The organism is Actinophytocola sp., from assembly GCF_050699915.1.
Classification (GTDB): Bacteria; Actinomycetota; Actinomycetes; order Mycobacteriales; family Pseudonocardiaceae; genus Actinophytocola.
This window is the reverse complement of record NZ_JBOHGA010000183.1, coordinates 1-12,974: the sequence shown is the minus strand read 5'-3', so window position 1 is coordinate 12,974 and position 12,974 is coordinate 1. Positions and strand designations below refer to the sequence as shown.

At 71.5% G+C, this 12,974-nt stretch carries 12 protein-coding genes; 4 read left to right on the top strand and 8 right to left on the bottom strand.

All coding sequences use genetic code 11. The annotated features are described in order from the left end of the window. On the bottom strand, positions 1–1,081 hold a 1,081-nt coding region (locus tag ACRDSK_RS25635; protein WP_431443817.1), incomplete at its 3' end, for a S8 family peptidase. Between the two features lie 210 nt (positions 1,082–1,291). Here ACRDSK_RS25635 and ACRDSK_RS25630 point away from each other — a divergent pair. Together ACRDSK_RS25630 and ACRDSK_RS25625 are read left to right on the top strand one after the other, a co-directional pair. Continuing rightward, positions 1,292–3,460: an MMPL family transporter gene (locus ACRDSK_RS25630; protein ID WP_431443816.1), complete on the top strand. Its 2,169-nt coding sequence runs from the start codon at positions 1,292–1,294 to the stop codon at positions 3,458–3,460. Positions 3,461–3,825: 365 nt separating this feature from the next. Next, a complete protein-coding gene (locus tag ACRDSK_RS25625) occupies positions 3,826–5,187 on the top strand; it encodes a hypothetical protein (RefSeq protein WP_431443815.1) in 1,362 nt (453 codons plus the stop codon). A 136-nt stretch (positions 5,188–5,323) separates the two neighbouring features. On the opposite strand, the gene recG is transcribed toward ACRDSK_RS25625, so the two are convergent. Then, positions 5,324–7,510 (bottom strand): ATP-dependent DNA helicase RecG, encoded by a 2,187-nt coding sequence (gene recG, locus ACRDSK_RS25620; protein WP_431443814.1) that lies wholly within the window; start codon positions 7,508–7,510, stop codon positions 5,324–5,326. A 91-nt stretch (positions 7,511–7,601) separates the two neighbouring features. Between recG and ACRDSK_RS25615 the strand changes: the two genes are divergently transcribed. After that, complete coding sequence (locus tag ACRDSK_RS25615; RefSeq protein WP_431443813.1) at positions 7,602–8,150, top strand: DinB family protein; 549 nt, start codon at positions 7,602–7,604, stop codon at positions 8,148–8,150. A 2-nt stretch (positions 8,151–8,152) separates the two neighbouring features. Here ACRDSK_RS25615 and ACRDSK_RS25610 read toward each other — a convergent pair whose 3' ends face one another. Next, positions 8,153–9,913: a DAK2 domain-containing protein gene (locus ACRDSK_RS25610; protein WP_431443812.1), complete on the bottom strand. Its 1,761-nt coding sequence runs from the start codon at positions 9,911–9,913 to the stop codon at positions 8,153–8,155. 179 nt (positions 9,914–10,092) lie between these two features. On the opposite strand from ACRDSK_RS25610, the gene rpmB reads away from it, so the two are divergent. After that, positions 10,093–10,284: a 50S ribosomal protein L28 gene (gene rpmB / locus ACRDSK_RS25605; protein WP_431443818.1), complete on the top strand. Its 192-nt coding sequence runs from the start codon at positions 10,093–10,095 to the stop codon at positions 10,282–10,284. A gap of 64 nt (positions 10,285–10,348) precedes the next feature. Here the strand turns inward: rpmB and ACRDSK_RS25600 are convergent, their stop codons facing one another. From ACRDSK_RS25600 to ACRDSK_RS25580, 5 genes are all read right to left on the bottom strand, one after another. Continuing rightward, positions 10,349–10,750, bottom strand: a complete 402-nt coding sequence (locus ACRDSK_RS25600) for a PPOX class F420-dependent oxidoreductase (protein WP_431443811.1) — start codon at positions 10,748–10,750, stop codon at positions 10,349–10,351. A 33-nt stretch (positions 10,751–10,783) separates the two neighbouring features. Continuing rightward, the gene (locus ACRDSK_RS25595; protein ID WP_431443810.1) at positions 10,784–11,461 is read right to left on the bottom strand and encodes a uracil-DNA glycosylase; all 678 of its coding nucleotides are present in this window, start codon (positions 11,459–11,461) and stop codon (positions 10,784–10,786) included. 23 nt (positions 11,462–11,484) lie between these two features. After that, positions 11,485–12,006, bottom strand: a complete 522-nt coding sequence (locus ACRDSK_RS25590) for a gamma carbonic anhydrase family protein (protein WP_431443809.1) — start codon at positions 12,004–12,006, stop codon at positions 11,485–11,487. After that, complete coding sequence (locus ACRDSK_RS25585; RefSeq protein ID WP_431443808.1) at positions 11,988–12,476, bottom strand: GNAT family N-acetyltransferase; 489 nt, start codon at positions 12,474–12,476, stop codon at positions 11,988–11,990. The genes ACRDSK_RS25590 and ACRDSK_RS25585 overlap by 19 nt, the downstream gene beginning before the upstream one ends. A gap of 10 nt (positions 12,477–12,486) precedes the next feature. Beyond that, a partial coding sequence (locus ACRDSK_RS25580) for a thiamine-phosphate kinase (RefSeq protein WP_431443806.1) occupies positions 12,487–12,974 on the bottom strand: 488 nt, incomplete at its 5' end.

The window sequence follows — 12,974 nt, the reverse complement described above, 5'->3', positions numbered from 1 at the left end:
CCGCCAGGTGGGCGGCGACGTCCGCGGGCGACGCGGCGGGGTTGCCGTGCAGGTACAGCGCCGCACCGCCGGCCACGTGCGGGGCGGCGACGGAGCCGGAGATGGTGTTGGTCGCGGTGTCCGAGCCGATCCACGGGCCGGTGATGTCCACGCCCGGCGCGTAGATGTCGAGCACCGAGCCGTAGTTGGAGAACGATGCGACGCAGTCGTTGCTGCCCATCGAGCCGACCGTGAGCGCCTCGGGCACGCGGGCTGGCGAGAACTGGGCGGCGTCGGTCCCCGAGCCGCCGGCCGCGACGGCGAAGCTCACGCCGGACGCGATCGCGCGGCTGACCGCATCGTCCAGCGCCGCGTTCGCGCCGCCGCCCAGGCTCACGTTGGCCACGGCCGGCTTGGCCGCGTTCGCGGCGATCCAGTCGATGCCGGCGATGACGCCGGCCGTGGTGCCCGAGCCGTTGGAGTCGAGGACCTTGACCGGGACGAGCGTGACGCCCTTGGCCACGCCGAACTGCGCGCCGCCGAGGACGCCGGCCATGAACGTGCCGTGGCCGTTGCCGTCGCTCATGCCGTTGCCGCCGCCGACGTCGAAGCCGGGCTGGACGCGCCCGCCGAAGTCCTGGTGTGTGGGGCTGATCCCGGTGTCGACGATGTAGGCGGTGACGTTCTCCGCCTCGTTCGGGTAGTTGTAGACGCCGTCGAGCGGCAGGTTGCGCTGGTCGATCCTGTCCAGCCCCCAGGACGGCGGGTTCACCTGCTGGCCGTTCGTGTGCACCGGGGTGTCCGGCACGACGTAGGCGACCCCGGTCTCCCGGCCGAGCTCACCGGCCTGCTTCTCCGTCAGGCGTAAGGAGAAGCCTTGCAGCGCGGTGGTGTAGGTGTGCTCCACCGCGCTGCCGTACCGATCGGCGACCGACGCCGCTGTCGCCTGGACGCCTCGGCTCTGGTCCAGGACGACGATGTAGTCGGCGGTCTTCGCCGCCGGCTGCGCGTTGGAGGGGATCGCCGCCACCACGGCGGTGACCGTGCCGATCAGACACGCGACCCCGACCTTCGCCAGCCTCTTGCCACTGCGCAGATTCATACCTCTGTCGTTAGTCCACCAGCGGGGGCCGGGCAAGGTTCACCAATTGCCACCAGCACATTGTTTGCCTTTGCCATCCCGATGGTGGGGCTCTCCCTACCCCCGGTTCGGGTGCGCACACCCGTGCTCCGGGCGCTCCCCGCCGAGAGCCTTGATTCGTTACCAGCGACGGATGGGGTGAACGTGAGCAAGCAATCGGGAACGGTGCGCGTGGCTCGATGGAGCGCGACGCACCCGTGGCGGGCGATCGGGCTGTGGGTCGTCTTCGTGGCCGTGTGCTTCGCGGCCGGCTCGTGGGTCGGGACAAACGAGGCCTCCGACGAGGACATGGCGCAGGGCGAGTCGGCCCGCGCGACCGAGATCGTCGAGTCGGGGGACTTCGACGACCCGGCCGAGGAGAACGTGTTGATCACGTCCCGCTCCGGGACGTTGGACCAGGCGGCCGCGACCGCCGCGGCCACGGACGCGGCGCGGCGGCTCGGCGCGCTCGAGGAGGTCGCCGGAGTCGGCGAGCCGGCGCGCTCACCGGACGGGCAGGCGCTGCTGGTGCCGGTGACGATGGCCGGTGACGAGGAGTCGAGCGACGAGCGGGTGGGGGCCCTGCTCGACGAGACGACCGCCGTGCAGGCCGACCACCCGGACGTGCGGGTGGAGGAGGTCGGCGGCGCGTCGATCGACAAGGGGGTCACCGACCAGGTCGCGAACGACCTGAAGAAGGCCGAGTTCATCAGCCTGCCGGTGACGCTGCTGATCATGCTCGTGGCGTTCGGCGCGATCATCGCGGCCGGCGTGCCGGTGCTGCTCGCGATGTCGGCGGTCGGCGCGGCGTTCGGCCTGTCCGCGCTCGCGTCGCACGTCGTGCCGGCGGTGGACACGATCTCCAGCATCATCCTGCTGATGGGCATGGCGGTCGGCGTGGACTACTCGCTCTTCTACCTCAAGCGCGAGCGCGAGGAGCGGGCCGACGGCAACTCACACGTGCGCGCGGTGGAGATCGCGGCCGCGACCTCGGGGCACGCGGTGGTGGTGTCCGGCGTCGCGGTGATCATGTCGATGGCGGGGCTCTACCTCGCGAACGACGTGGTGTTCTCGTCGCTGGCCACCGGTTCGATCATCGTGGTGGCGGTGGCCGTGCTCGGCTCGATCACCGTGCTGCCCGCGCTGCTGGCGAAGCTCGGCCGGCGGGTGGACCGGCCGCGCGTCCCGCTGTTGTGGCGGCTGACGAACCGGGCCGGCCCGCCGCGGGTGTGGCCGCGGCTGCTGCGCCCGGCACTGCGCTACCCGCTGACCACGCTGCTGCTCTCGCTGGCCGCGCTCGGCGCGCTGGCCTGGCCGGCGCTGGACCTGAACCTGAAGTCGTCGGGTGAGGACGACCTGCCGCGGGCGATCCCGGTGATGCGCTCCTACGACCGGCTGACCGAGGCGTTCCCGGGCGAGGGCGTCAACCACCTGGTCGCGGTGCGGGCCGAGCCGGGGCAGGCCGGGCAGGTCCGCGACCAGCTGACCGCCCTGTACGACCGGACCCGCGACGACCCGCTGTACGCGAGCGTCGCGCCGCCCGAGATCCAGGTGTCCGAGAACGGCCGCGTGGCGCTGCTCGACGTGCCGACCCGGCAGGCGCCCGGCTCGGACGGCGCCACGAGGTCGCTGGAGAAGCTGCGGACCGAGCTCGTTCCGGCGACGGTCGGCTCGGTGGCCGGTGCCGAGTCGGCGGTGGGCGGTGCCATCGCGTGGGACGTCGACTACACGGGCAACCTGTCCGACCGGATGCCGTTGGTGATCGGGTTCGTGCTGCTGCTGACGTTCGTGATCATGCTCGTGACGTTCCGGTCGCTGGCGATCGCGCTCACCGCGCTGCTGCTGAACCTGCTGTCCGTCGCCGCCGCGTTCGGCACGCTGGTGCTGGTGTTCCAGCACACCTGGGCCGAGGGGATCCTGGACTTCCACGCCAACGGCGCGATCGTCGCGTGGATCCCGCTGTTCCTGTTCGGAGTCCTGTTCGGACTGTCCATGGACTACCACGTGTTCGTGGTCAGCCGGATCCGCGAGGCGGCCCGGCGCGGCATGCCGACGAAGCAGGCGGTCGAGTTCGGCATCAGCAGGTCGGCCGGCGTGGTCACCAGCGCGGCGATCGTGATGGTGTCGGTGTTCGCGATCTTCGCGACGCTCAGCATGAACGAGATGAAGCAGATGGGCGTCGGCCTGGCGGTCGCCGTCTTCCTCGACGCGATGATCATCCGGGTGCTCGTGCTGCCGTCCCTGATGGCTCTGCTCGGCCGCGCCAACTGGTGGCCAGGCCGAATAGGACACCGTGCCCAGACACGAATTGATGATCACCCGACCGAGCAACTGCCGGAGATTCCGCAACCCGCCCGGTGACCAGTCGGACTGAAGGCCACCCTGCCGTTCAACGACGGTGGGGTGGCCTTCGTCGGGTCGGGACACGCCCGGCAGCGTCACCCCTTGCGGTGACCATCTAAAGTGTGGCAATGCCTGCTGGTGATTCCGAAGCAAACAGCCGTGTACCCCGTTTCGACACCGTTCTCCGAGGCTACAACCAGCGCCAGGTCAACGAGCGCGTCACGCGCCTGACCTTCGATCTCGGCCATGTCCAGAAGAGCCGGGACGAGGCCGTCGCGAAGGTTGCCGAGCTGACCAAAGCGTTGGGAAGTGCCCAACAGCAACTGATTGACGCGAAAGCTCAGCTCAACCGCATCACCTCGAACCCCACCAGCAACGAGGCGATGTCCGAGCGTCAGCGGTTGATGTGGCAGCTGGCCGAAGAGGAGATCGCGGAGTTCAAGCGGGACGCGGAAACCTACGACCGCACCACCCGGGCCGACGCCGACGAGTACAACCACTCGACGCGCGCGAAGGCCGATGCACACGCCTCCTCGACGAGAGAACAGGCCGACAAGTACTCCGCCGGCGTACGCAAGGAGTCGGACGACCACGCGGCCGAGATCCGGGCGAACGCGGACAACTACGTCATCACGACGAAGAACGCCGCCGACGAGTACGCGGCCGGCGTGCGCGCCGAGGTGCAGAACTACACCAAGGAGCAGAAGGCCAAGCACGAGGCGACGACCGCCGAGCTGGCCCAGCGCCGCAAGGGCCTCGAGGCCGAGTACGCGAGGAACCACTCCGCGCTCGAGACCGAGTACGAGGGTCTGAAGGCGCGGCAGGTCGCCGAGCACGACCAGATCATGGCCGATGCCCGAGCCGAGGTCGAGCGGGCCGCGAAGGCGAACGAGGAGCGGATCGCCCAGCTGGATGCCGCCGCCCGGCAGCGTCGCGAGCAGCGGGACGCCGAGGCCGCCAAGCAGCGCGAGATCCTCGACATCAAGGCGACGGACAAGCGCGCGTCGCTCGCCGAGGAGGCCGAGGTCGCCCTGCAGGCGCAGCGTACGGAGCTGGAGCGGGAGCTGGCCGAGCGCGCGTCGCTCGCCAAGGACCGCGCCGGGAAGATCGTCGGCGACTCCGAGCGCGAGGCGGCCAAGATCCGCGAGGCGGTCGCCGCCGAGCGAGCCGAGGTCGAGCAGGCCCTGGCCCAGCGCGAGGGTGCCGCCCAGGCCCAGGCGTCGAAGATCGTCGAGGACGCCAAGCGCCGAGCGGACGAGTCGGACCGGACGCTGACCGACAAGCGCACCTCGATGGAGCAGCACCTGGCCGAGCTGGAGCAGATCGCGCAGCAGCAGGCGGACAAGACCGTGGGCGACGCGGAGGCCCGCAGCCAGGCGAGCGACAAGGAGATCACCGAGCGCCGCTCGAGGATCGAGAAGGAGCTCCACGAGCAGCAGGCGAACGCGAAGATCCGCGCTGCGAAGATCATCGAGGATGCGGAACAGCGACTCGCCGAGGCCCAGGACCGCACCCGCCGGGCGGACGACTTCGAGCGCCGGGTGTCCGAGCAGGTGAGTGCGACCTACGCCATCCTCGGCGAGGCCCGTCGCCACTTCGCGAAGGCCATGGGCGGCGACGAGCCGAAGCAACAGCTCGCCGCTCCCAGCCCGTCGCCGCAGCAGCCGTCACCATCGCCGAGCCCGCAGCCGAAGCCCCACCAGCAGGGCGGCCAGATGAAGGCTCCGGTGAACGGCAACAAGTAACCAGGATTCGACAGAGCCGACGGCGCCCTAGCCTTCCAGGCAGGGCGCCGTTCGCTTTGTCCGAGCAGAGCCACCAATCACCCAACTGGGTGATTTTTGCTAGAAGCTAGACCGCGCAAGGGGAATCCCGAAGCCGTCAGACCTTCTCGAGATACTCGGCCCGCGAGTCACTGACCAAACTGCCGACCATCCGCCGCAGCCCGGGAAACTCCCGGAGATCCGGCGCCATGCCGACCAACCGCTGAGCCTCGACCCGGGCCGCGGCGATCAAGTCCTCGTCCCGCAACAAGGACAGCAACTTCAAGGCCGACTGCCGCCCGGACTGAGAAGCCCCGAGGATGTCCCCCTCCCGGCGCATCTCCAGGTCCACCCGAGCCAGCTCGAAACCGTCCAAAGTAGACGCCACCGCGTCCAGCCGGTCGCGAGTGGCCGTCCCCGCCGGCATCTCCGTCACCAGTAGACACACACCCGGCGCGCTCCCCCGCCCGACCCGGCCACGCAGCTGGTGCAGCTGGCTGACCCCGAACCGGTCCGCGTCCATGATCACCATCGCGGTGGCGTTCGGGACGTCCACGCCAACCTCGACCACGGTCGTCGCCACCACCACGTCCAGCTCGCCCGCCGCGAAGGCGCGCATCACGGCGTCCTTCTCGTCCGCCGGCAGGCGCCCGTGCAGCACCGCGAGCCGCAGGCCGGACAGCGGCCCCGCCGCCAGCTCCTCGTGGACCTCGAGCACCGCGAGCGGTGGACGACGACCGTCCGAATCGGACTCCAGCGCCTCGTCCACGTCCTCGTCCGCGGACTGCTGCTCGCCGATGCGCGGGCACACGATGTACGCCTGGTGCCCCGCCGCGACCTCCTCGCGCACCCGCTGCCACGCCCGCTCCAGCCACGCCGGCTTCTCCGCCACCGGCACGACCGAGCTGCTGATCGGCGAGCGCCCGGCCGGCAGCTCCCGCAGCGACGACGTCTCCAGGTCGCCGTAAACGGTCATGGCCACCGTGCGAGGGATCGGCGTCGCGGTCATCACCAGCACGTGCGGGCTGGCGTTCTCCCCCGCCCGCGTGCGCAGCGCGTCCCGCTGCTCGACGCCGAACCGGTGCTGCTCGTCGACCACCACTAGCCCGAGGTCGGCGAACTCGACCTTGTCCTGGATCAACGCATGCGTGCCGACGACGATGCCGGCCGCGCCGCTGACCACGTCCAGCATCGCCTGCTTGCGCTGCGCGGCCGGCAGCGAGCCGGTGAGCAGCGCGATCCGCGTGGCGTGCTCGGCACCGCCCAGCTCGCCGGCCTGCGCGAGGTCGCCCAACAGCGTGGCGAGCGAGCGCGCGTGCTGCGCGGCGAGCACCTCTGTCGGCGCGAGCAGCGCCGTCTGCCGACCGGCGGCGACGACCTGCAGCATCGCCCGCAACGCCACGATCGTCTTGCCGCTGCCGACCTCTCCCTGCAGCAGCCGGTTCATCGGGTGCTCCTTGGCGAGGTCGACCGCGATCGCCTCGCCGACCTCGCGCTGCCCCTCGGTGAGCGTGAACGGCAGCCGCTGGTCGAACTCGGCGCCGATGCCGTCGGCCCTGCGCTCGCAGACAGGTGCCGGCCGGGCGACGGCCGCGTGCCGGCGCTGGGCCAGGGCGAGCTGCACGGCCAGCGCCTCGCCCCACTTGAGCCGGTTGCGCGCGAGCTGCACGCCCGCCCAGTCCTTCGCCAGGTGGATGGCCCGGATCGCCTCGTCGTAGCCGACGTACTCGTGCCGCCCCCGCAGCTGCTCCGGCAGGGGGTCCTCGACGGTGTCGAGCATTTCGAGCGTCTGCCGCACGCACTTGCCGATCTGCCAGGACTGCACCTTCGCCGCCGCCGGATAGACGGGGATGAGGCCGACGAAGTCGTCGATCGCGTCGGCGGCGTCCTCGTTCTCGTCGTCGACCGGGGAGTAGTCCGGGTTGGTGAGCTGCAGCTTGTTCCGGTAGATCGAGACCTTGCCGGCGAACAGCGCGCTGGAGCCGACGGGGACCCGGAACTGGAACTGCCGGAAGTTGAAGAACTTGCATTCCAGCGTGCGGCTGCCGTCGGTGATCACGACCTCGAGGATCGTGCCGCGCCGCTGACGCATCCGGCGCTCGTTGACCGACTTGACCCTGGCCAGCACCGTGGCGTGCTCGCCGAGCTCCAGACCGGCGATGTCGGTGAGCTCGCCGCGTTCGGCGTACCGGCGCGGGTAGTAGTGCGCGAGATCGCCGACGGTGTGCAGGTCCAGGGCGCCGGCCAGCGCCTTGGCGGTCTTGGCGCCCACCGCCAGCTCGAGCTTGTCGTCCATGGAGACCATCGCCCGCGATTATGTCGTGCGGCCATGACATTCCGGCGAGGCCCGCCGCGCACGCCCGAAATTTGTCAGTGCCCCGTGCCATCCTGCGGCCATGAGTCAGCCCCTACCCGCCGCGAACATCTCGATGAAGATCGAGAGCCCGCGACGACCCGACCCGCCCCTGGAGGCCGACGAGCGCACGATGCTCGACGCCTACCTCGACTTCCAGCGCGAGACGCTGGCGCTGAAGTGCGCGGACATCGCCGGCCGCAAGCACTCCGAGAAGCTGGTGCCGCCGTCGGGCCTGTCGTTACACGGCCTCGTCCGCCACCTCGCCGGTGTCGAGCGGTGGTGGCTGCACATCCAGTTCGCCGGCGACGACGTCGAGCTGCTGTACTACTCCGACGACGACCCCGACCAGGACTTCGACTCACTGGACGGCGACTTCGACGAGGCGCTCGCCCTGTGGCGGCGCGAGTGCGACCGGTCCCGGGAGATCGTCGCGGCGGCGCCGTCGCTGGACGCCACGGGCATCCGCCGACAGACAGGCGACGCGTTCTCGCTGCGCTGGGTGCTCCTGCGGCTCATCGCCGAGTACGCCCGCCATAACGGCCACGCGGACCTCTTACGCGAGCGCATCGACGGCGCGACCGGCTGGTAGCGCTATTCGACGCCGAGGATCAGCACCGCGTCGGGCTGACCGCCGTGGTAGACGACCAGCTCAGTCTCCGGGTGCTCGCGGCGCAGGTAGTCGGTGAGCTCGACGACCAGCTCGGCCGGCGCGCCGGCGCCGAGCAGGGCGGTGACCAGCTCCCCGCCCATGCCGAGCATGCGCTCGACAACGCCACACGCGGCCCGGTCGAGGGCGTCCACGCCGGGCGGGCCGGCCTCGATCAGCACCACCTCGCCGTCGGCGAAGCCGAGCACGTCGCCGGCCTCGCACGCGCCGATCCAGGTGATCGCGGCCTCGGTCGAGACGACCACCTCGCCCCGGCGGGTGGCCGCGGCGGCCTCGGCCATGGCCACGACGTCGTCGCCGGCACGCCGGCGCGGGTCGTGCACGGCCACGGCCGCCAGCACCTGCACCGGTGAGGCACAGGGCACGACGACCACGTCCTGGCCGGCCGCCACCGCGCGGATCGAGGCCTCGTCGCAGGCCTCGATCAGGGTGGAGTCGGCGGGCAGCACGCTGACGTGCGCCGCGGCGGTGCCGGTGATGGCCTCGAGGAGCCGGTAGGCGGTGTCGGTGTCGTCGGCCGGGGCCTGGTCGATGTGGACGGCGGTCACGCCCTCGCTGATCAGCAGGTCGGCGAGCTCGGTGCTGCGCACCGGCACGACGACGGCCCGGTCCTGGACGAACCGCGACGCCTCGGCCGAGGGCGCGTCGGCGAACCGGGCGACCCGGATCTGCCTAGGGCGCCCGGTCTCGACGCCCACCTCGATGGCCGCGCCGATGTCGTTGCAGTGCACGTGGACGGTCCAGAGCCCGGCGCCGTCCCCGACGACCGAGACGCAGTCCCCGAGCCCGACGAGCGTGTCCCGCAGCCGGCCGATCGGGTCCCCGGCCTCGTCCACTCCTTCGAGGAGGTACATGACCTCATAGGCGAACTGGTCCGACCCCGACTCCCGGGCGGTGTACATCATCGACTGCCCGGGCGGCGCCGCCGCCCGGTCGGTGCGAGCACGCTGCGCCGCGGCGAGTGCGGCCGGCTGCTCCCCGACGATGGCCGCGAGCGCGTCGAGCAGCACGACGACCCCGCGCCCACCGGCGTCGACGACCCCGGCCGCGGCGAGGATGGGCAACTGCCGAGGCGTCTCGTCGAGCGCCGCCGCGGCTCCCGCGGCAGCGGCGGCGACGACATCGGCGAGATCGTCGGAGGCCTCGGCATCGACGGCCGCGGCCGCGGCGGCGAGCACGGTGACCATGGTCCCGGCCACCGGCTCGGCGAGCGCGGCCCCAGCCCGCCGGGCGCCGCCGGCCAGCGCCGCCCGCAAGGTCGCCCCGGAAATCCCCCAGGCGTGCCCGTGCCCGTCCCCGTCCCCCTCGACCGAGCTGGTCGGTGTCTCGGCCAGCTCAGCCACCTGCCTGACCTGGGCGGATGGTGGCTCGGTGGGAGTGGCGAGGGTGTCCGCCATGCCGCGGAGCAGCTGGGAGATGATCACGCCCGAGTTGCCCCTCGCGCCCGTCAGTGCGCCTTTCGCGAGTGCGGCGAAGGCCGCGTGGGCGTCGGCGCGGGTCGGGGTCGGGGCGCGGAGCAGGGCGTCCAGCGCGGCGCGCATCGTGTGCAGGAGGTTCGAGCCCGTGTCGCTGTCGGCGACCGGGAAGACGTTGATCCGGTCGATGGCCTCTCGGTGCGCGTCCAGCGACTGCACGCAGGCCACCGCCCAGCGCCGCACGTGTGCGGCATCCAGCGCCCGCAGCATCCACCCTCCCGCAGCCCGTCGACTGCCCCGGCGGCGCCGACATGCGGAGACTAGTGGGGCGGTGTGCGGCGCCCCGCCGCCAGCCGTTACTCTAGGTTGGTCTGCGCGGCCCTCTGGCCCGCAGCACATGCTTGCCGACCGCATCCGGTCGGTTCCCAGTGGAGAGAGGAGTGCCTGACGTGGCTGCCGTCTGCGACGTCTGTGGCAAGGGGCCAGGCTTCGGCAAGTCGGTCTCGCACTCCCACCGGCGCACCAGCCGTCGGTGGAACCCGAACATTCAGACCGTGCACGCCAAGGTCGGCGCCTCGCAGCGCAAGCGCCTCAACGTGTGCACCTCCTGCCTGAAGGCGGGCAAGGTCACCCGCGGCTGAACCGACACACGAAACCGGGCCCCGGAGAACACCGGGGCCCGGTTTCGTGTGTCAGGAGAGCGTGTCAGGACAGGTCTCGGCCACGCATGCCGTCCTGACCCGGCTCGACGCCCCAGCTGATGACCCGTCGCGGATGGATGCGGATGACCTCCGACGAGTAACCCGGCCCCCACGGGTCCTGCCCACCCAGCACCTCGGCCTCGCCGCGGATCTCCACGCCGCGGACGCGCCAGGGCCGGCGGGAGACCAGGTCGTCGACGACCAGGGCGGCTCTGCTGCCGGCGGCGACGTTGCGGTACTTCTTGCTCGCTGCGAGGTCGTGGCCGCCGATGTCGATCACGCCCAGCGCCGGTTCGTAGCGGAAGCCGACCGGGTTGACCTGCGGTGCCCCGTCCGGCGACACCGTCGCGAGACGGCCCAGCGGCTGGGACGCCAAATAGGAGACCTCAGCCTCGGTGAGTGCCATGCTCCGAGCATGCGACCTCGACCTTGCTCGAGGTCAAGGCAGCTTCCAGTCGACCGGCGGCGCACCCTGCTCCTCGAGCAGCCGGTTGGCCCGGCTGAACGGCTTCGAACCGAAGAACCCCGACCGCGCCGACAGCGGGCTCGGGTGCGCCGACTCGATGCACGGCACCGGGTCGAGCAGCGGCCGCAGGTTGCGCGCGTTGCGCCCCCACAGAATCGCCACCAGCGGACCACCCCGCGCCGCCAGCGCGCGGATCGCCTGCTCGGTCACCTCTTCCCACCCCTTGCCCTGGTGGGAGTTCGGCCGTCCCGGCTCGACGGTCAGCGCCCTGTTGAGCAGCAGCACGCCGTTGTCCGTCCACGGCGACAGGTCACCGTTCGTGGGCGGCGGGTGACCGAGGTCCTCGCAGTACTCGGTGTAGATGTTCACCAGGCTCTTCGGCAGCGGCCGAACATCCGGCGCCACCGAGAAGCACAGGCCGATCGGGTGCCCGGGCGTCGGATACGGATCCTGCCCGACGATCAGCACCCGCACGTCGGCGAACGGCTGCTGGAAGGCGCGCAGCACATGGTTTCCGGCCGGCAGATAGGTACGGCCCGCGGTGATCTCGGCGCGGAGGAACTCCCCCATCGCGGCTATTCGGTCGGCGACGGGCGCAAGCGCTTCCGCCCAGCCGGCTTCGACGATCTCAGGCAACGGTCGCGCGGTCACGGCAGCAGACCCTAGCGCCTGGCTCACGACAGACGGCGCAGGCCCGCCCGGTAGGTCGCGATCCGCGCCACGTAGTTCTCGACGATCCCGGCCACCATGCCCTCGGGCACCTCGTAGCCCTCCCGCAGCCGCGCCGGCACGCCCAGCGCCATCCGGCGCGGCGGCAGGTTTCCGTTGAACGGCATGACCGCGCCCGCGCCGAGCACCGAGCCGTCCTCCATCACGGATCCGTTGAGCAGCACCGAACCCGAGGCGATCAGGCAGTGCGACCCGACGATCGCGCCCTCGATGTGCGCGTTGTGCCCGACCGCGGAGTCGGCGGCGATCCGGGTGGGGTGGAAGCGCGTGGTGTGCACGACCGTGCCGTCCTGGATGTTCGTCCGCTCGCCGATCCAGATGCCGCCCGAGTCGCCGCGCAGCACCGCCTGCGGCCACACCGACGCGAACGCGCCGAGATGCACGTTGCCGATCACCGTGGCGTCCGGGTGCACCCAGGCGTCGGGGTGGATGGTCGGCTCGAGGTCGCCTAGCGCATAGGTGGGCAACTCGGCTCCTTCACGATCGTCTTGCCCATGTGCACGGCCTCCGGCACGTTCGCGTAGTAGCCGAAGCTCGGCACCTCCAGATAGCCGGCGGAGGTGTAAAGCGCGATCGCCTCCGGCTGGTGGATTCCGGTCTCCAGCACCATCCGGCGGTAGCCCGCCTCGACCGCCGTGCGTTCCAGCTCCGCCAGTACCGCCCGGGCCACGCCGCGGCCGCGCGCCGCCGGTGCGACGTACATCCGCTTCAGCTCGGCCTCGGGACCGTCGGGTCCGTTGTGGACCCGCCAGCCGCCGCAGGCCACCGGCCGGTCGTCCAGGTAGGCGACGAGGAACAGGCCGAGCGGCGGGGCGAACTCGGCCGGGTCGACCGGAGTGAGGTCTTCCGCTCCGTAGCGGACCAGATACTCCTGCTGCACCTGTGCGATCAGCGCCACGGAGTCGGCGTGGTCGTAGGGCAGGATCTGGATGCGCACGCGGTGATTGTCACCCACGCCAGTGCTGCCAGCCCGGTCCGCCCTCGTACGGTCCGCCGTCGACGGTCACCGCGCTCCCCCGCGTGACGGTGCCGATCGTGACCCAGCCCTCTGGCACGGCGGCCGGGTCGGGAAAGGTCGCGGCGAGCGCGTGGTCCTCGCCGCCGGTGAGCATCCAGTGCCGCGGGTCGGCACCCAGCGCGGACGCCACCTCGACGAGCCGCTGCGGCACCTCGACCAGGTCGGTCCGCACGTCGATGGCCACATTGGACTCCTCGACCACGTGCCCGAGATCGGCGAGCAGCCCGTCCGAGACGTCGATCATCGCGGTGGCCCCGGCCAGTGCCGCCTGCGGGCCGGCCGCGTACGGCGGGTCCGGCACGCGGTACGCGCCGACCACGGTGACCGGAGACCGAAAACCGCGGCCCAGCACGGCGAGCCCGGCGGCGGCCCAGCCGAGCCGGCCGGCCACCGCGAGCACGTCGCCCGGCATCGCGC

Coding starts and splice junctions, on each gene's coding strand:
- ACRDSK_RS25625 (WP_431443815.1), top strand. CDS start 3,826: ATGTCCGAGCGTCAGCGGTTGATGTGGCAGCTGGCCGAAGAGGAGATC.
- recG (WP_431443814.1), bottom strand. CDS start 7,510: ATGGTCTCCATGGACGACAAGCTCGAGCTGGCGGTGGGCGCCAAGACC.
- ACRDSK_RS25615 (WP_431443813.1), top strand. CDS start 7,602: ATGAGTCAGCCCCTACCCGCCGCGAACATCTCGATGAAGATCGAGAGC.
- ACRDSK_RS25610 (WP_431443812.1), bottom strand. CDS start 9,913: ATGCTGCGGGCGCTGGATGCCGCACACGTGCGGCGCTGGGCGGTGGCC.
- ACRDSK_RS25600 (WP_431443811.1), bottom strand. CDS start 10,750: ATGGCACTCACCGAGGCTGAGGTCTCCTATTTGGCGTCCCAGCCGCTG.